General features: G+C 52.7%; 18 protein-coding genes and 1 riboswitch. Of the genes, 8 read left to right on the top strand and 10 right to left on the bottom strand.

The window, feature by feature from the left end:
• Positions 1–56 precede the first annotated feature (56 nt).
• Positions 57–1,025 (bottom strand): cysteine synthase A, encoded by a 969-nt coding sequence (cysK, locus tag RZ35_RS04345; protein ID WP_026742201.1) that lies wholly within the window; start codon positions 1,023–1,025, stop codon positions 57–59.
• Between the two features lie 146 nt (positions 1,026–1,171).
• A complete protein-coding gene (gene cysZ, locus RZ35_RS04350) occupies positions 1,172–1,942 on the bottom strand; it encodes a sulfate transporter CysZ (RefSeq protein ID WP_026742202.1) in 771 nt (256 codons plus the stop codon).
• Positions 1,943–2,162: 220 nt separating this feature from the next.
• Here cysZ and zipA point away from each other — a divergent pair, with 220 nt between their 5' ends.
• The gene (zipA, locus tag RZ35_RS04355; RefSeq protein WP_026742203.1) at positions 2,163–3,068 is read left to right on the top strand and encodes a cell division protein ZipA; all 906 of its coding nucleotides are present in this window, start codon (positions 2,163–2,165) and stop codon (positions 3,066–3,068) included.
• Between the two features lie 165 nt (positions 3,069–3,233).
• Here zipA and ubiK read toward each other — a convergent pair whose 3' ends face one another.
• Positions 3,234–3,527: a ubiquinone biosynthesis accessory factor UbiK gene (gene ubiK / locus RZ35_RS04360; protein ID WP_026742204.1), complete on the bottom strand. Its 294-nt coding sequence runs from the start codon at positions 3,525–3,527 to the stop codon at positions 3,234–3,236.
• Between the two features lie 162 nt (positions 3,528–3,689).
• Positions 3,690–3,856, top strand: a riboswitch (FMN riboswitch).
• Between the two features lie 127 nt (positions 3,857–3,983).
• On the opposite strand from ubiK, the gene ribB reads away from it, so the two are divergent.
• Positions 3,984–4,637 carry a 3,4-dihydroxy-2-butanone-4-phosphate synthase gene (ribB, locus tag RZ35_RS04365; RefSeq protein WP_026742205.1) on the top strand — a complete coding sequence of 218 codons (654 nt, stop codon included), beginning with the start codon at positions 3,984–3,986 and terminating at the stop codon, positions 4,635–4,637.
• 49 nt (positions 4,638–4,686) lie between these two features.
• Here the strand turns inward: ribB and tehB are convergent, their stop codons facing one another.
• Entirely contained in the window at positions 4,687–5,550 is an 864-nt protein-coding gene (gene tehB / locus RZ35_RS04370) for an SAM-dependent methyltransferase TehB (protein ID WP_026742206.1), read from the bottom strand.
• A gap of 247 nt (positions 5,551–5,797) precedes the next feature.
• Positions 5,798–7,441: a class I fumarate hydratase FumA gene (gene fumA / locus RZ35_RS04375; RefSeq protein ID WP_026742207.1), complete on the bottom strand. Its 1,644-nt coding sequence runs from the start codon at positions 7,439–7,441 to the stop codon at positions 5,798–5,800.
• 533 nt (positions 7,442–7,974) lie between these two features.
• On the opposite strand from fumA, the gene alkB reads away from it, so the two are divergent.
• The gene (gene alkB, locus RZ35_RS04380) at positions 7,975–8,631 is read left to right on the top strand and encodes a DNA oxidative demethylase AlkB (RefSeq protein ID WP_026742208.1); all 657 of its coding nucleotides are present in this window, start codon (positions 7,975–7,977) and stop codon (positions 8,629–8,631) included.
• Between the two features lie 72 nt (positions 8,632–8,703).
• Here alkB and ydfZ read toward each other — a convergent pair whose 3' ends face one another.
• From ydfZ to RZ35_RS04405, 5 genes are all read right to left on the bottom strand, one after another.
• Positions 8,704–8,910: a putative selenium delivery protein YdfZ gene (gene ydfZ, locus RZ35_RS04385; protein ID WP_026742209.1), complete on the bottom strand. Its 207-nt coding sequence runs from the start codon at positions 8,908–8,910 to the stop codon at positions 8,704–8,706.
• Positions 8,911–9,085: 175 nt separating this feature from the next.
• Positions 9,086–10,285, bottom strand: coding sequence for a multidrug efflux MFS transporter (locus RZ35_RS04390; RefSeq protein WP_026742210.1), 1,200 nt, complete (start codon positions 10,283–10,285; stop codon positions 9,086–9,088).
• Positions 10,286–10,462: 177 nt separating this feature from the next.
• Positions 10,463–11,305 carry an NADPH-dependent 7-cyano-7-deazaguanine reductase QueF gene (queF, locus tag RZ35_RS04395; protein ID WP_026742211.1) on the bottom strand — a complete coding sequence of 281 codons (843 nt, stop codon included), beginning with the start codon at positions 11,303–11,305 and terminating at the stop codon, positions 10,463–10,465.
• 4 nt (positions 11,306–11,309) lie between these two features.
• On the bottom strand, positions 11,310–12,179 hold the full coding sequence (locus RZ35_RS04400; protein ID WP_026742212.1) for a queuosine precursor transporter: 870 nt from the start codon (positions 12,177–12,179) through the stop codon (positions 11,310–11,312).
• Positions 12,180–12,794 carry a helix-turn-helix domain-containing protein gene (locus tag RZ35_RS04405; RefSeq protein WP_026742213.1) on the bottom strand — a complete coding sequence of 205 codons (615 nt, stop codon included), beginning with the start codon at positions 12,792–12,794 and terminating at the stop codon, positions 12,180–12,182.
• Between the two features lie 683 nt (positions 12,795–13,477).
• On the opposite strand from RZ35_RS04405, the gene RZ35_RS04410 reads away from it, so the two are divergent.
• From RZ35_RS04410 to RZ35_RS04430, 5 genes are all read left to right on the top strand, one after another.
• On the top strand, positions 13,478–13,978 hold the full coding sequence (locus tag RZ35_RS04410; protein WP_026742214.1) for a TIGR00645 family protein: 501 nt from the start codon (positions 13,478–13,480) through the stop codon (positions 13,976–13,978).
• A gap of 212 nt (positions 13,979–14,190) precedes the next feature.
• Positions 14,191–14,712, top strand: coding sequence for a gluconokinase (locus RZ35_RS04415; RefSeq protein WP_026742215.1), 522 nt, complete (start codon positions 14,191–14,193; stop codon positions 14,710–14,712).
• A 12-nt stretch (positions 14,713–14,724) separates the two neighbouring features.
• Entirely contained in the window at positions 14,725–16,527 is a 1,803-nt protein-coding gene (edd, locus tag RZ35_RS04420) for a phosphogluconate dehydratase (RefSeq protein ID WP_026742216.1), read from the top strand.
• Positions 16,528–16,783: 256 nt separating this feature from the next.
• The gene (locus RZ35_RS04425; protein WP_455709693.1) at positions 16,784–17,011 is read left to right on the top strand and encodes an MliC family protein; all 228 of its coding nucleotides are present in this window, start codon (positions 16,784–16,786) and stop codon (positions 17,009–17,011) included.
• A 238-nt stretch (positions 17,012–17,249) separates the two neighbouring features.
• Positions 17,250–18,236 carry a nickel/cobalt transporter gene (locus RZ35_RS04430; RefSeq protein WP_026742217.1) on the top strand — a complete coding sequence of 329 codons (987 nt, stop codon included), beginning with the start codon at positions 17,250–17,252 and terminating at the stop codon, positions 18,234–18,236.
• Positions 18,237–18,396: the final 160 nt, after the last annotated feature.

The raw sequence follows: 18,396 nt of genomic DNA on the forward strand, positions 1-18,396 counted from the left end.
AGCACCCCGAAGAGTGCTTTTTGTAACATGCTTATTACTTATCCGTGGCTTGTTAGTTACTGCTGAAGTTCTTGCTCGGTGAATACATCGGCGAACAAAGCGGTACTCAAATAGCGCTCGCCGGAAGAGGGCAGGATGACCACGATGGTTTTGTCTTTAAAATCCTCTTCTTTCAGGAGGTTAAGTGCCGCGGCAACGGCTGCTCCGGATGAAATTCCCGCCAGAATGCCTTCTTCCTCCATCAGGCGGCGTGCGTTGCTGATGGCATCTTCATTACTAATACGTTCAACGCGGTCGACCAGTTTCAGATCCAGGTTATCTGGAATGAAACCTGCGCCAATGCCCTGAATCTTGTGAGGACCCGGCTTGATTTCTTCGCCCGCGAGGGCCTGAGTAATGACAGGAGAGTCTACGGGTTCAACCGCGACTGTCGTGATAGCTTTGCCCTGGGTATTTTTAATGTAGCGGCTGACGCCCGTTAAAGTACCGCCTGTGCCGACGCCCGCGATGAAAACATCGACTTCGCCGTCCGTATCTTCCCAGATTTCCGGCCCGGTGGTCTTTTCATGAATTTCCGGGTTGGCGGGGTTACTGAACTGCTGCAGCAACAGGTAACGCTGAGGATCGCTGGCGACGATTTCTTCGGCTTTGGCGATAGCGCCTTTCATGCCTTTCGCGCCGTCGGTCAGTACCAGGTTCGCTCCAAGCGCTTTCAACAGTTTACGTCGTTCGATGCTCATGGTTTCCGGCATCGTCAGCGTTAATTTGTAACCTCGGGCGGCAGCCACGTAGGCCAAAGCGATACCAGTGTTGCCGCTAGTCGGTTCGACCAGTTCTACGCCGGGCTTCAGAACGCCGCGTTTTTCGGCATCCCAAATCAGGTTGGAACCGATACGGCATTTAACACTGAAACTTGGGTTGCGAGACTCCACCTTAGCGAGGATGCGTCCATTACCTATGCGATTCAGCCGAACCAGCGGCGTATGGCCGATTGTGAAAGAATTGTCTTCGTAGATCTTGCTCATAGCCCGTCCTTTAAATAGCTGTGTGTAATTTTCGTGAACGCTAGAGAGAATACCTTTTCAACACTTTCAGTGAAGTAAGCAATCGCTATATCGTTATGTTTTTAGGAAATATATTTTCATAATATCCCGACCCGAGTCAGCGAGGTTTATTTGGCTTTCAACACGTTGGATAAATGCTGGTAACGATCTACCCACAGCGCCGTTGCGCCGCATACGGCGACGGGCATGATGATCAAGTTCAGCACAGGAACGATCGTGCACAGATTGACTAGCGCGCCGAACTGCAGATTGCTCATTTTGTGCTGTCGTAAAGTCTGGCGCATGACCGGGAAACTGACCTTATGATTATCGAACGGATAATCGCAATACTGCACCGCCAGCATCCAGGCGCTGAAGATAAACCAGAGGATAGGCGCGACCGTTTGACCTATGCCCGGTACGAAATAGAGTAAAAACAGCACCAGCGCTCGAGGTAAATAATAGCCAAGTTTCTGTACTTCACGTCGCATGATACGCGGCGTGTCTCTAGCGATGCTCCATATACCGCTGTCCGGCAGAGCGACGCCGGTCAACCGTGCTTCTAACTGTTCAGCCAGCAGTCCATTGAAAGGCGCCGCGATGAAATTGGTCAACGTGCTGAAAAAATAGCCGAAGACCAAGAGGATGGATATGACTGCTAGAGGCCAGAGCAGATAGCTGAGCCACTGCAGCCAATCAGGAATATGGCTCATCAGTTGAGGAATCCAACTGTTTAGTTGCTGGAACAGCCACCAAAAGGCGCCNCCCATCAGCAAAATATTGACCAACATAGGCAGGATGACAAATCGCCGGATTCCCGGCAGCGAGAGCAACTGCCAGCCTCTTACGAAATAGTGGAAACCGCTGCGAAGGTTCTGGCTTTCTTGGGCGTAAGGCATACTCTTGTTCTCATTGTTCTTTGAAGATGGCGGCATCATATCGAGACGATATTGTGCTGGCTAGCCCGCTTTTGCATGAAAAAACAGCAAAAAAGTGCGCACTTCCTATCTTTATTGTCATAAACTGTCGGCCAGACTTGCACTTGTGTACACGGGCAAATACAGTTAGTGATATATGTATATGCCATAGTGGCAATGTATTGGAATAACTGGGATAGCAATGATGCAGGACTTGCGTCTGATATTAATCGTTGTTGGCGCGATCGCTATTATAGCACTGCTGCTGCACGGCTTGNGGACCAGCCGTAAAGAGCGTTCGTCCCTTTTTCGCGATCGTCCTGTGAAGCGTTTGAAGCAGGATCCGGAAGAAACGCCGTTCGAGGCGCTGGATGAAGGCGTTGGAGAAGTACGGGTCAAGCCCGTGCGCCCGCAAAAAAGTACGCCCCCTGCGACTCGTTCGCCAGCGAGCGCTTCAGGGCGTGCCGTGGACGATCCTCCGTTGACGTCTCATGAACCGACATCATCTTCAGCAAATTATGATCCGCTGTTGGGTGAAACGGATTCTGCGGAACAGTCTCGCATCGATGAGGCCGAGCGTGAGCTTGCGGCAGACACGCATTCCGATTCGGAAACGGTGGCGGAGCGTGAAGCCAAAATGGCAAGCCTGCAGGAAGCGGAAGAAGAAGCGGCTCCCGCTAATGAAGCGCCGGCAGCGAAAGAGGCGGTATTGGTGGTGCATGTCGCTGCACATCAAGGCGGCGTCATCGGCGGGGAACTGCTGCTGCAGAGCGTTCTTCAGTCGGGTTTCCAGTTCGGTGAGATGAATATTTTCCATCGCCACGTTAATCCCGCTGGCGGCGGTCCGGTGTTGTTCAGTTTGGCGAATATGGTCAAACCGGGTTCTTTCAATCCTGACGACATGTCGGAGTTTTCGACGCCGGGCGTGTCAATCTTCATGATGGTGCCGTCTTATGGTGACGCTGGCCAGAATTTCAAACTCATGCTGCAATCAGCGCAGCGCATCGCCGACGATGTCGGGGGCGTAGTATTGGACGATGAGCGCCGCATGATGACGCCGCAAAAGGTTGAGGTATACAAATCACGTATCCGCGAAGTACTCAGCTAACCGTTCAGTGTTATCGTGTTTTCTAACGATACACAGTAAAAAGCCTCCGCTTGCGGAGGCTTTTTCTTTAGGCTTGAATTCGCTTAAGTTGCATGACTACCCGTTTTCATCATTGAAGCACATAAATGCCCAACCCGCTTTTCCCTAAGCGACGGCGGTGAACCGTTATTCTTGCGCTTGTGTTGCCGGCGGCTCAGCTTTGGGGTCTGTGGTCGAGGCTGACTTGGCTTCCAGCTCGTCCAGTCGTTGTTCCAGTCGAGTCAGTTTTTCACGCGTACGCAGCAGAACCTGCGTTTGAACGTCAAATTCTTCCCGGTTGACCAGATCCAGACGGGATAGCTGCGACTGCAGAACCTGACGGATCTTTTTTTCCATATCCTCGCCGAGTTCCCGAATCCCTTTGGGCATGGATTCGTGCATCTGACGGGCGATTTGCTCTATCTTTTTAGGGTCAATCATAATGATTTTCCTGATGGGTTAGACGGAAAAAGTGCTGCTATTGGCTAAGTGTAATGCCTCCCAGGCATTGTATAAACCTAAACCGCCCAGCATAGCTGGTTATTGATGATGAGAGTCTTTATACCCGTTGCCCCTGCAAATCGTTAGCGTTATAGTAAACCCGCTTATTCTCAGGGCGGGGCGTAATTCCCCACCGGCGGTAAACCAGTCCATACACGGTATGAGGTTGGAAGCCCGCGAGCGCTCAGACTGTCGTATTAGGTTTGAGGTCAGCAGATCCGGTGAAATTCCGGGGCCGACGGTTAAAGTCCGGATGGGAGAGAGTAACGGTATCCGTCAGGCTGAGCCTGCCCGCGTTATTTTTTTAGCATTGATCGCATTTCCATGCCGTCAGTGCCACTCCTCAAGTTAGCCCTGATTCTGGTAATCCATAGAAAATAGTGAGGGTTTTTTACCATGAATCAGACTTTGCTTTCTCAATTTGGTACACCGACCGAGCGTGTTGAACGCGCGCTTGAAGCGCTGCGTCAGGGACGTGGCGTCATGGTGCTGGACGATGAAAATCGTGAAAACGAAGGCGATATGATTTTTTCTGCCGAACATATGACTGTCCAGCAGATGGCGCTGACCATTCGTCACGGCAGTGGGATTGTTTGTCTGTGCCTGACTGAAGAGCGTAGACAGAAACNGGAATTGCCGATGATGGTCGAGCATAACTCCAGCCACTATCAAACGGCTTTTACGGTGACAATCGAAGCGGCTGAAGGCGTGACGACTGGCGTGTCCGCAGCGGACCGCCTGACTACCGTGCGTGCAGCTACGGCCGACGATGCCCGTGCCAGCGATCTGAATCGTCCCGGTCATGTTTTCCCTCTGCGTGCTCAGCCTGGCGGCGTACTGGTTCGCGGCGGCCACACTGAAGCGACGGTCGATCTGATGACGCTGGCTGGCCTGAAGCCGTTTGGGGTGCTGTGCGAACTGACGAATGACGACGGTTCCATGGCGCGTGCGCCGGAGGTGATCGCCTTTGGTCAGCAGCATGATATGCCGGTCCTGACGATCGAGGATCTGGTGGCTTATCGCAAGGCAGTTGAACTGAAAGCCAGCTAATCGTGCTACCGATCAGTGCCTTATGCCGGGGCGGTGCCCCGGTTATGTTTTAACGCGGTTTACGCGCGAGCAGCGTGGCGAAACGCAGTTTGATTCGCTTACCATCCGTATCTGTTTTATGCAATTCCCCTACATCCTGATTGTATTTCACAATCTCCCACCCTTGGTAATAGCGGCGCAGCTCGTCCTCTTTGAACGTAAACGAAAAGGGCAGCGGGCAGGGGGAATCCTCGGTCGACATCGCCGCGACAATCAGGTTGTACCCCCCGTCGACGGTCTGGTGCTGCATATTCTGGATAATGGCCGGTATACGTGAACGCTCGAGGAACATCAATACAACGGTAGACAAAATCATGTCGTAGGCGTCATCAATGTCGGCGAGATTAATATCATGCTCACGTGCCCGAATACCCTCGAGATGCTCTTGCTCAATGATGCTGTTCAATGCGTGGATACTTTCAGGACTTTTATCCCATGCGGTGACATTCCAGCCTTTCTGATGAAGGTAAAGTGCATTACGTCCGCGGCCGCAGCCGAGATCCAATGCCTTGCCGCTACCAAGATTACGCAGGGCATCAACGACCTCCGAGNGCGTACGAGTCAGGCCATACTTCTGATGGAAATAATCGTCAGGATGGCAGTATAAGCTTAGTTGACAGAGCATGTCGTCGGAGCAGGTCTCAATGCGGTAGCGTTGCTGCGGTTGAATATAAGGGGATGAGTACTGTGGGGAAAGACGGTGTGTCGAGAGGGCCTCATCGTGTTCCGAGAGCATCGTCAGCGTTAACTCTCCTTTTAACACCGCCAGTTTGGTCCAGGTGGCATCCTGAGCGTTGATTTCCTCTCGGAGCGCCGTTTGTAGTGTCCCGCAATCCCATACCGGCAGCTGTCTGTAGCACATCAATGCGTTCATCATGATCTCAATAGCATAGCGAAAGCAATTTCATCATTGTATCGGCAGGATACGTCGAAAACCACGAAGTTACTTTTTGAATGCATCAATGGTTGGGAAGTCATTTAAGGCCAGATGAGAAAGCGTCAAAAAACTAGAAAGGGATGATACAGGGAGAAAGTGCGAACGCTAAATGAGGAATCGGGGGGAAGCCTATCGCTTCCGCCCCGGAGTGCCTGACCTGTATTAGTGTCAGAATAACGTGCTATCAGCCGCAGCGGTTGCAGGCCTTGGCCTGAATCTGCTGGAAGAAATCATTGCCCTTGTCATCCACCAGGATGAATGCCGGGAAGTCTTCAACCTCGATTTTCCAGATCGCTTCCATACCCAGCTCCGGATATTCGACGCAGGTCAGACTCTTAATGCTGTTCTGCGCGAGGATCGCGGCAGGACCGCCGATACTGCCGAGGTAGAAACCACCGTGTTTTTTACAGGCGTCGGTCACCTGCTGGCTGCGGTTGCCTTTTGCCAGCATGATCTTGCTGCCGCCGTGGGACTGGAGCAGGTCTACGTAGGAGTCCATACGACCCGCAGTAGTCGGACCCAGAGAGCCGGAGGCGAACCCCGTCGGCGTTTTGGCCGGGCCTGCGTAGTAAATCGGATGATCTTTGACGTACTGAGGCAGGCCTTCGCCATTGTCGATACGTTCTTTCAGCTTCGCATGGGCTATGTCGCGTCCCACGATGATGGTGCCGCTCAGGGACAGACGAGTAGAGACCGGATACTGAGACAGCTCGGTGAGGATATCATCCATCGGACGGTTGAGGTCGATGCGGACCGCCTCGCCTTCGCCAGCCTGACGCAGATGTTCCGGAATGTATTTGCCGGGATTCTGCTCCAGCTGTTCCAACCAAATACCGTCACGGTTGATTTTGCCTTTGATGTTACGGTCGGCGGAGCACGATACACCCATACCGACCGGGCATGATGCGCCGTGGCGCGGCAGGCGGATGACACGAATGTCGTGCGCGAAATATTTACCGCCGAATTGTGCGCCCAGGCCCAGATTACGGGCTTCTTCCAACAGTTCCTGCTCCAGCGCGGTGTCACGGAAAGCCTGACCGTGTTCGTTACCTTCGGTCGGCAGCTCATCGTAATAATGCGTTGAGGCCAACTTGACGGTTTTCAGGGTGGTTTCCGCCGAGGTGCCGCCGACGACGAAAGCAATGTGGTACGGCGGGCAAGCTGCGGTGCCCAGCGTGCGCATTTTTTCCACCAGGAAGTTTTTCAGTTTTCCCGGGGTCAGCAGCGCTTTGGTTTCTTGATACAGATAGGTTTTATTGGCAGAACCGCCCCCCTTGGTGACGAACAGGAATTTGTACTCTTCGCCTTCCGTGCTGTAGAGATCAATCTGAGCGGGCAGGTTAGTGCCAGTGTTGACCTCTTTATACATATCCAACGGTGCGTTCTGCGAGTAGCGCAGGTTGTCTTCGATGAAGGTGTTATAGACGCCGTGCGACAGCGCTTCCGCATCGTTAACGCCGGTCCAGACGTTCTGGCCTTTCTTGCCGACGATAATGGCGGTTCCGGTATCCTGACAGGTCGGCAAAATGCCCTTGGCGGCGATCTCTGAGTTGCGGAGGAATTGTAGCGCGACATATTTGTCGTTTTCACTTGCTTCCGGATCGCTCAGAATGTCGGCGACCTGCTGCTGGTGGTCGGGACGCAACATGAAAGACGCATCGTGGAAGGCTTGCTGAGCGAGCAGCGTCAGTCCTTCCGGCGCGATTTTCAACATGTCCTGACCGTCGAACTGGGTTACTGAAACATAGTCACTGGAGAGTAAGCGATACTGGGTTTTATCTTTACCGAGGGGAAATGGCTCTTGGTAATGAAAAGTTTTATTCGACATTGGTTTCTCACTTAAGGCCGTATAGTTTATGAATTCGTTCAGTTTTATCGCCCTGGCGGCGTGTTTGCGCAGTCTTAATCATTAGAACGGTGCGTTTCGTGCTGCGACAAAAATAATAGACGCTACAATGTTATGGTTTTATTTCCACGAGTGCTACGTATGAGAGGCACATTATTATTAATCTCCGTCATGTTTTCATGGAAAATAACGATAGGGTTGTTTCATTCGGTGAGAATTCAGTCTAATGCGCGTCATTAAATAATATTTAAGTTAATTAATTTATATAATTTATATAAATAAGGGGCGATAACGCGCGTCAAAAAAATATCAATGCGCAAGCGAGTTATGCATTTTCATTATTACTCTTCCACAAATGTCCCTCTATTTTATTCCATAAAATCCGCATAATAGTTCGATCCCGGTTTTGAAAATGTGCCTTCTGCGTCAGCGTCTAGGCTTGATTTCAAACATGTCTCTGTTTGCATTCGGAAGATCGGGCAGAGCAACGCCCCTTCACTCAGAGAGGAATACCTATGAACTTCGATCTGTTTGCCGATGAGCAACCCGAGCGCCGTACGGAGATTCTCGCGCCGGGAGCCGTGGTGATGCGTGGCTATGTCTGGGACGAGGCTGACACGTTATTAAACGATATCAAGCGGGTGAGTGATTCAGCGCCTTTTCGGCACCTGACAACACCGGGCGGATATGGCATGTCCGTGGCCATGAGCAACTGTGGGCCATTAGGATGGGTGAGTGATGAGCGAGGCTATCGTTACGACGCGTGCGATCCGCTTTCCGGCCGCCCTTGGCCCGAGATGCCGCCTCTCTTCCATCAGTTGGCGACGGCTGCGGCTGAAGAGGCCGGATTTCCGAGATTTCAGCCCGATGCTTGCCTGATCAATCGCTATTCACAGGGAGCGCGTCTGTCACTTCATCAGGATAAGGATGAACGCGATCTTGAGCAGCCTATCGTTTCGTTTTCTCTGGGTTTGAATGCCATTTTTCTCTTTGGGGGAAGGGAACGTAGCGATCCGTGTCAGCGTGTACTGCTTTCTCATGGCGATGTGGTCGTTTGGGGTGGGGAATCTCGGTTGTTTTACCACGGTATTCAGCCGCTGAAATCGGGACCTTTACCCAGCGGCATGCCGGGGGAATATCGGTTCAACATGACGTTTCGCAAGGTTCGCTAAAGCATGGGAGAGCGCATGGCGCGGGTCAGCGGGTACAAGCATCGGGCGTCGGATGCACCCGATGCGGAGAGATTAGGCTTGCCCCAGGCGCATGAGTTCTTCCGGTGCAAAGAAGCCGTTCAGGCCTTTCAGTTCAACGCATTTAGCCTTACGTACCTCTTCACGTTTGAGGTTTTCCACATGGATAGCGGCGACGGTACCTACGGCGCGGGAGCCATCCTGCATGACTCGACAACCGATGCTGAGCGGGTTTCTATATCGATCATACGCTGTGTACATTTTTTGCCTCCATCGCTTTGACGACCTACAACGCGAACGATCCTACTGCTCAGTAATACAATAAACCATATGATTGGCATGGTTATAGCTAATGACTCTATAGATCAGAAGGCTTGTGACGGATCGCGTTAAAAAACAGAATGAACGCACAGGTGTGCGTTCATTCTGTCGGCCGTTAAGACGTCGCGTTTTTGGGCAGGCGCTTAAAGCTGCAGATCAATTGAACCGCGTTGATGATGATGAGCAGCGATGTCACCAAAAAGACCCAGCGGTACCCCAACGTGGCAGAAATACCGGAGCCGAGCAGGGGACCGACGACATTCCCCAGATACATGCAGGACTGGTTATACCCGAAGATGCGTCCGGTCACCTGCTGACTGCTGTATTTCACCAAAAGCGCCTGCACGGCGGGCAATAATGCGCCGTCGGCAAAACCCAGGATAAAGCGCAGTATCCCCAATTGGGTCGCACTTTGAATGGTCGACATCAGGAAAAACAGCAGTGCGCTGAACAGTAGCGCGACGATGAGAATGCGTTGTGAGCCAATACGGTCGCCGAGTTTGCCCAGTCGGGGGGCGGACATTAGCGCCGACACGCCGGGAACCGCGGCAATGACCCCGCTGATGAAAGCGATATTCTCGATGTCGGGGGAAAGCTCGCGGATGAACAGTGTCAGTATCGGGCCAATGGACCCGTTGGCCATCTGTATCATCATGGTGGTGATGCAGAGGCTGACGATCAGCATCGGATAAGGCAGGGACGCGAAGACGGCCTTACCGGACAGCCGGTCGGCTTTGCTGACTTTAACGAAATTCTCTTTAATCGCGAATAGCGTAATCAGGAAGGAGATAAACAGCAGGCCGGACGTCACGAAAAAGACCGTTCGCAGACCCAGGTGGTCCGCCATGAACCCCCCCAGCATCGGGCCTATCAGCACGCCGGAGACTTGACCGGTGGAAAGTGTGCCCAATGCCCAACCGCTACGGGCGCGGGGTACCTGAGAGGCGATCAACGCCATGGCGTTGGGAATATAGCCGGAAGTCAGTCCCATCAAGGCGCGAAGTAGGAAAAGATGCCAGACGCTGGTCGCCATTCCTTGTAACCCCATGACGATCGACATCCCAAGCGCGGCGCGCAGCAGCATCAGCCTGCGCCCTTTACGGTCGGCCAGGCTGCCCCAAAGAGGCGCGACGATGGCTGAAATCATGAACGAAGAACTGAAAATCAGCCCGGACCATAGGTTGAGAGACGCGTGATCGCGAACGCCGAGTTGCTCGATATACAGCGGCAAGAAAGGCAGGATCTGGCTCATGGCCATGCCGGTAAAAAAGCACCCTACCCAAGCGGAGAAGAGGTTAAGTTTCCATTTTTCCATAAGGTCAGGACATGAAGTGGCTTAGACTGGGAATAATCAGTATGGCCGTTTTACCCGCATCGTGAAATGGTTTTTGTATATCAAAGGATAACCAATAGGCAAAAAAAAGCGCAACCGAGGAGAGACGAAGGGGGAAGATTACGCCGCCATTTCAGTCAGAACAGGCGGCGTGAAGCCTTACTGACGAACCAGTCGGCCGACTGCGTGACTGTCTTCAAAGTTACTGCGGAATGGGTTGATATCCAAACCGCCACGCCGCGTATAACGCGCGAAANCCGTCAGCTTCTGCGGCTGGCAGTAGCGTTGAATGTCGTTGAAGATGCGCTCGACGCATTGCTCATGGAACTCATTGTGCTGGCGAAACGAAATCAAATAGCGCAGCAGGCATTCCGGGTCTATTTTTTTGCCTTCATAGTTAATCACCACGCTGCCCCAGTCTGGTTGGTAGGTCACCAGACAGTTGGATTTCAGCAGGTTGGAGCTGAGCGTCTCGCTAATTATCGGTGCATTTTCGGAAACGGCGTATTTCAGATATTCCGGGTTAAACGAGTAGTCGTTCACTTCGATATCCAGGTCATCGATAACGGTGCCTGGCAGGCCGTCAATCTGCGCTGGATAGCCGCTCAGACCGGGATAAATATTGACTTTAACCTGGCCTTGCGCGGCGGCCGAGAGGTCGGTGACCAGCGTGGACAGCAGGGTTTCAATATCGCGCATGCGTGTTTGGTTAAAGCTGTTGAGGTAAAGCTTGAATGACTTGGATTCGATCAGGTTGACTGAAGAGGCTGGAACCTGAAATTCGGCAATCCCCACCATTGGCTTGCCTTTCTTGTTGAGCCAGGACAACTCAAAAGCCGTCCACAGGTCATAGCCCGTGAAAGGCAGATCGGCGTCAGTCAGGCCGACCAGCTCGCGCCCATTGGCGCGAGGCAGCGCTTCCAGCAGTTCCGGATCGTATTGATCGGGATAGTTGGAGCGAACGCCAAGATGTGTGATTTTATCGTTTTCCGTGATATGCATAAGATCATTTCCTTGCCGGAGCGGCGTTGATATATCTTCTGAACAGTTTTCGCGTGCCGTAAATCGGGCCGACGCCCAGCACAGCATAAACGACTTTGATCATGAATTGAGACAGAATCATGGTTTTAATGACGTCAAAACTCAGCACATTATAGAACGCTACGGTACAGAAAATAACGCTGTCTACCGCTGATGCGGTGATCGTGCTGGTGATGACGCGAATGAACAGATAACGCGACTTTGTCATGATTTTAATTTTATATAGAACATAAGCGTTGACGTTTTCAGAAACCAGATAGGCAAGCGAAGACGCCACCAGCACCGCCATGATGCTGTGCACGATACCGTTATAGGTACGGTCATACTCCCACTGTGGCAGCCCTGGGATCAGGCTTGTGACCCAGAGGCCAAGGACGAAGGCGAGATTGGCAAAAAAGGTGATGAAGATCGTTCGCCTCGCCAACTTCAGTCCATAAAATTCGTTGAGGATATCCACCAGAATAAACGTAATGGGGTAGACGAAAACAGCGGGCGGCACCACCATGTTCAGCGCGGGCACGAATACCGGCTTCACCCCGGCAATGGTCGAAAAAATGTAAATAACGCTCAGCGCAATGCTGATGAGAAGATAGGCGTGCCAGGAACGATCGTTGCGGTCGCTGATATCGTAGACGGTAGTGATGTCTTTGCTGTTGTAGAGCTTTTTATATAAGGCATTGAGCTCATGGCGGCTGAAATCATCGGAGATTTCGTTATCCACTAGCTCTTTCAAATCCATACTGATGGTTTTTCCTGTGGCCAGTACCATAATATTGGCTGATAATTCGCCGCTATGATTAAAGCCCAGTAGTTTGAACTTTCTGTTGGATTCCATTTACAGTCTTTCCTCTATGATATAGCCCAGCAGTACTACATTGCTGGATCTTTTCCTTTCAAATGAGATGCTGCCTTCTGATGGCTGAATAATAAAACCTTCAGCCTGCGAATAGCATAGTAAAGGGGTATCAACTACCAGGGCTGGCGGACGTTTAATAATAATGACATCGTTCGGTGAAAATTGGTCACTAATAGTCGATTCAACTCTCATCGCTAAAATATTCGATTCTTCGCCGAAAAAATAGGTGAGCGGATATTGAATGACTAGTTGACCTATTTTCTTATCTTGTGATGCTAATAAATCAGATTGAGGAATAATGGGGATCGCGGCCGGATTTTTATTACCTTCATAGGAAAGGGTATTATTAATCTGCTCGATCTTTTCCAGATCGTAATCTTCTATTTCCTCACACGACAGGCCGAAAAAATCGGAAATACGATTCACGGTTGATTGCTGTACGTTATTCACGCGGCCATCAAGAATTTTGTAGATAGTCGTGCGGGTCACACCGGTGCGGTTTGAAAATGACGCTTTCGTTTCCCCGCGCGTTCGCATCAAATATTCAATATTCTTGATGATGTTTGTTTTACGTTGAGCATTCGTTGTTTTCATAGACATCCTTTACGCAATAACGCCTCTTACCCGTTTATCTTACGCTAAAACAACGTTTGTCCGCATCCAGAGGGGCGTAATTTCTTGTCGAATTCGGCGGTTAAACCATCCTGCGAAAATCATCACCCATTCACTATCTTTGTCATTATTATTCTCCTATCGATAAGTGAACACTATAGTTTTATTTGCGTCAACTTATCTGTTGACTAAACGATTTTGGCTGCGTTACTGTTCTGAAAAGCGCTGATGGATATACACGGTGCATGCTGTTGTTGCCTCTTTTGACGGTAATGATTGATTAGAAAGTTATTACCGTGATTTTTTGATTAGAACCAGAGTCATACTAATTCCAACACCAGGGAACTTAGGTGAGAATAAATGAAGAAAATTTCATTCGAAATCTATTGGGCGGAAATTATTAGCAATGCAAATTATATGGCGCGCAGTCTTGAAGCAGGCAGCGCGGTAATATAATGGCTTGGCTCTCATTGCTATTCTCGCCTTATATCAACCTTTCCCCGTCATCCTTGGTTCGGCTTATGTCCGAAGTGGATACCGGCGGCACCGCGCTCTAGAATGATTCATGAGGCGCCTTGTCAGCGCCAATTCGTTCACAAGGAAGTCACACCGAAACGCGAATTTTCGCTATTATGCTTTCTTTCTACCTGCGACAGATGAGTACTATGGAACGTTTTCTTGAGAATACGATGTATGCCGCCCGGTGGCTGTTAGCTCCGGTTTATCTTGGTTTATCGCTGGGGATGCTCGCGCTGACCATTAAGTTTTTTCAGGAGATCTGGCATGTTCTGCCCAACATTTTTTCCGTGGCGGAATCTGAACTGGTCCTGACGCTGCTGTCGCTCGTGGATATGACCTTGGTGGGAGGCTTGCTGGTCATGGTGATGTTTTCAGGCTACGAAAACTTCGTCTCGGCTCTCGATATTGACGAGGGCAAAGAGAAACTGAGCTGGCTGGGCAAGATGGACTCCGGTTCGTTGAAAAACAAAGTGGCGGCTTCTATCGTCGCCATCTCCTCCATCCATTTACTGCGCATATTTATGGATGCCCGCAATGTCGCCGATAACAAGTTGATGTGGTACGTGATTATCCATCTGACTTTTGTGTTGTCCGCATTCGTGATGGGGTATTTGGACCGACTGTCGCGTCGGGACAAAGACCACTAACACCCGGCGCTATGCGTTGCCCGTCATGCTAGCGATTACCCACAGAATCAAGCGCGTTGGCTACGGCGAACCGCCTCTGTGGCGCGCGGCTCCTCTCCAAATCATTTTGAGTGTTTTGTCACAACTCTATATTGTTACCGGTAACATGTTACCGGTAACGGTGCTACGATTATTGACATGACCGTTTTTATTCCATGGGTGGAGAGAGAAGTATGGCGGGTCAAAGCTTTATTCTGATGGGCGTGTCCAGCACGGGTAAATCATCAGTCGGCGAGGCGTTGGCGAGGGCTATCGGCGCCAAGTTTATCGACGGTGACGATTTGCACCCGCGCAACAATATCCTGAAAATGGCGGGGGGGGACCCGCTAAATGATGATGACCGGGCACCGTGGCTGGAGCGCATCCGCGATGCGGCATTCAGCCTTGAACGAAAGAATGAGACCGGCGTTATCGTCTGTTCAGCCCTGAAAAAGCAATATCGTGATCAAATTCGCTCGGGCAACGAGCATGTCACCTTTATCCATCTTTCCGGCTCTTTCGAATTGGTTCTGGCTCGCATGATGGCGCGCGCAGGCCACTTTATGCCTGCGGCACTCCTAAAGAGTCAGTTCGACACATTAGAAGTACCGGCAAACGACGAACCCGATGTCGTCACGGTCAGTATTGATGGCAGTTTTGATGACGTGGTGAAACGCTGCGTCATGGCGGTACGTGGGAGAGCGTGCCGTGCTTAAACGGAGAAGTGAATGAATAACAACAAAGTCATTGAGCAAGTCACACGTCGTATACGGGAGCGTAGTCAAGCCTCTCGTAGCCGCTATCTGGCTAAAACGGAAGCCCAGGCGGCGCAAGGCAAAACACGCAGTCACCTGTCCTGCGGCAATCTGGCGCATACGGTAGCCGCCTGTTCATCCAGTCAGAAAGGCACGATTCTGGATTTTACCCGTGTGAATGTCGGTATTATCACCGCCTACAACGACATGTTGAGCGCCCATCAGCCTTACGGCACCTATCCCGACACGATTAAAAAAACGCTGGCCGAATCGGGCCATAGCGCGCAGATTGCCGGCGGTGTTCCGGCGATGTGCGATGGCGTGACCCAGGGTCAAGATGGGATGGATCTGTCCCTGTTCTCGCGCGATCTGATCGCTCAGGCGACGGCGGTGTCGCTGAGCCACAACACCTTTGATGCGACACTGCTGCTGGGCATATGCGACAAAATCGCGCCCGGACAGCTGATCGGCGCGCTGTCGTTCGGCCACCTGCCTTCCGCTTTCGTGCCGTCCGGCCCGATGTCGGCCGGCATCAGCAACGATGAGAAAGTAAGAGTGCGCCAGCAGTATGCGGCGGGTGAGGTGGGCAAGGCGGCGTTGCAGGACATGGAGTGCGAAGCGTATCACTCACCGGGCACCTGCACCTTCTACGGCACGGCCAACACCAATCAGCTGGTCTTTGAAGCGATGGGGCTGATGCTGCCCGGTTCTTCTTTCGTCGCACCGAACGATCCGCTGCGGTCGGCTCTGACCGAAAAAATTACTGCGCATATCGCCACTCTGGCCGACAACGGTACCCAATACCGACCGCTGTCGCGCGTGGTGGATGAAAAATCCATTGTTAACGGTCTGGTCGCTCTGCTGGCCTCCGGCGGGAGTACCAATCACTCTATCCATCTGGTGGCGGTCGCGGCGGCGGCGGGATACGTCCTGACTTGGGACGACATCGAAGAGCTATCTCAGGTGGTGCCGTTGTTGGCGAAAATGTACCCGAACGGTCCAGCCGACATCAATGAATTCCAGCGGGCGGGCGGTGTGCCGACGCTGATGAAGGCGCTGGCGGAGCGCGGTCTGCTGAATATGAACGCCACGCCGGTTTACGGCGGCATGGAAGACTATCTCCTCACGCCGCGACTGCAAAATGGCGTATTGGTTTTCGAGCCTGCGGCCGACTCCTCCAACCCGAACGTCATCGCTTTGCCCGGCACTCAGTTCAGTGAACAGGGCGGCTTGAAAGTGCTGGACGGCAATCTGGGACGCGGCGTCATCAAAGTCAGCGCCGTCGCGCCGGAATACCGCTTCATCGAAGCTCCGGCTCGCGTCTTTGAATCTCAGCACGACGTGGAGACGGCTTACCATGCCGGCGAGTTTACGCGAGACGTGGTGATTGTCGTGCGCCATAACGGCCCTGCCGCCAACGGCATGCCGGAGCTGCATAAGTTGATGCCGATAATGGGCAACTTAATGAAATCCGGACTGCGGGTCGCGCTGGTGACGGACGGACGTCTGTCCGGCGCATCCGGCAAAGTGCCTGCGGTGATCCACCTTTCGCCGGAAGCGCAACGCGGAGGTCCGCTGTGTCGGATCCACGACGGCGACGTCATTCGNGTGGATGCGCAGGCCGGTCGTATCGACGTTCAGACCGATCTGTCCGCGCGCCCGGAAATGCATCCGGAACTGGCGCCTGAGCACCTGGGGTCCGGCCGTGAGCTGTTCTCAGTGTTCCGCCAGATGGTATCCAGCGCCGAACAGGGCGCGTCCATCTTCAGCTTCTAATGCCTTCGCCGCGCACGTTGGTGTGCGGTAGCTCCGGTCGGATGACGAATGTCCGTCAGGNTCTCTCGTCATCCGGCCTTTTTTGTGCATGTTTCCTGGGAGTGGCTATATTTTTTGCAGGCTTCCTAAGGAATTTACGATGAAAAAATCACTGATTTTCGCACTGGTCGTCGGTATGGCGTTAACTGCCTGTCATTCTAACGATCCCGCTGAGTTTATGGTGCCCGGCAATGAAAAGATGGAAGTGTCGAAGCAAATGTATGTCTGTGATGATGGCTCAAAGCTGGGGGTGATGTACTACAACAATGAGCCAAACTATGCCGCGCTGGTCAACATTCCGGATAAAGGAAAAATGTTGATGGTTAACGTGCCTGCGGCCAGCGGTTCCCGCTATGTCGGCAACGTCTTCGAATGGTGGACCAAGGGCGACGACGGTACGTTGAAACAGGNCATTGAAGATAAAACTATTGAGTGCCATAAGTAAAATTATCCTCGGCGATAAAGCGCTATCCTCGTCGGGGGCGCTATCTCGTCATGCTTTGACGTTTCCCACCTCAACATTCCCGGCAATCACGTCGATGCGCACTGATCTGACGGGGCAACGGCCGTAGATCGCCCGTCCGCCGACTTGCTCGTCGGCCGTTTGGCTGTCTGCGGCGTGATTTCTCGCGGCGATCGGCCTATCATCCAGTCTGAACACATGTACGCGAAGGCTGATAAGGATGTCAGGAAAACAACGGGTTATATGCGGTATTGCCGCACTTCTTTTTATCGCTTTGATCGGGGCTGTCGTACGCTATTGGCCCGATTTCCTCTCCGTGATGTTGGCAATACAGATCGATCTCCACCGCTATCTGGTGGGATACCTGCTCCAACTTCAACTTGGACACACGCATCTGGGCTATGGGGCATGGCTGCTGGCCGCCAGCTTCATCTACGGCGTATTGCACGCCATCGGCCCCGGACACGGCAAATTCATCATCACGACCTACCTCAGCGTCTCCCATGAGACGGCCTCTTCCGCCAGAATCCTCGCCTTTCTGGGCGCGATGACGCAGGGTCTTGCGGCAATTCTGTTCGTCTCTCTGCTGGTGGTGTTCCTGAACGTCTCAATAGGCGATTTGAGCCTAAGTCGCTGGTATATGGAAAAAATCAGCGCGCTCTACATCGGGGCGTTCGCCGTCGTGTTGATTGTCAGAGCCGCACGCGCGGGGCAAACCCGTCCGGCCATCCGCCGTTGTACGCCGGTGGTCGCCGGTGCGTCGGCGGTATTGGCTCGATCTCTTGCGAAAACGGCTATTGCGCCGGCGGCCTGCTGCGGACATCACGCCCTCAACCCGGCGGCCGTGCCACGCGATCTGTCGTCCGCGTTGGCGATGATTGCCGCTATCGGCATTCGGCCATGCACCGGCGCGATAATGATCCTGGCGTTCGCCAACGCGGTCGGCTGCTTCAACTGGGGCATTGCCGCCGTCATGGCGATGGCGCTGGGAACGGCGTTGGCGATCTGCGCGCTGGCAACGTGGGTAATCCATTCGCGCGACCGGGCATCGTCTGTGTTGCAGCGTACGCGCCACCCTGTGTTCGGCACGCTGCGTCCTTGGCTGCTGTCGGCTTCGGGACTGCTCCTGTTCCTGTTTGCCCTTCTGATGTTCTCCTCCACCTTGCCAGCGAACGCGATGGGCGATGCGCTTAACAACGGCTGTTAAGCGCAAACCCCGATGAAAGGCCTGGAATGAGAACGGGGCGGGGGCGTATTCAAGGTTGTCACCCCAGCGGCCGCGTGTTTTCATTGGGCGTCGACGGCGGCAGAACGTTGTTTTTTTAGGAAGCGAGGCAACGTCGGCGACGGGCGCTCCTTCGCCGCTT

Origin of the sequence: Lonsdalea quercina subsp. quercina (assembly GCF_000688655.1) — a bacterium.
In the GTDB taxonomy this organism is placed as follows: domain Bacteria; phylum Pseudomonadota; class Gammaproteobacteria; order Enterobacterales; family Enterobacteriaceae; genus Lonsdalea; species Lonsdalea quercina.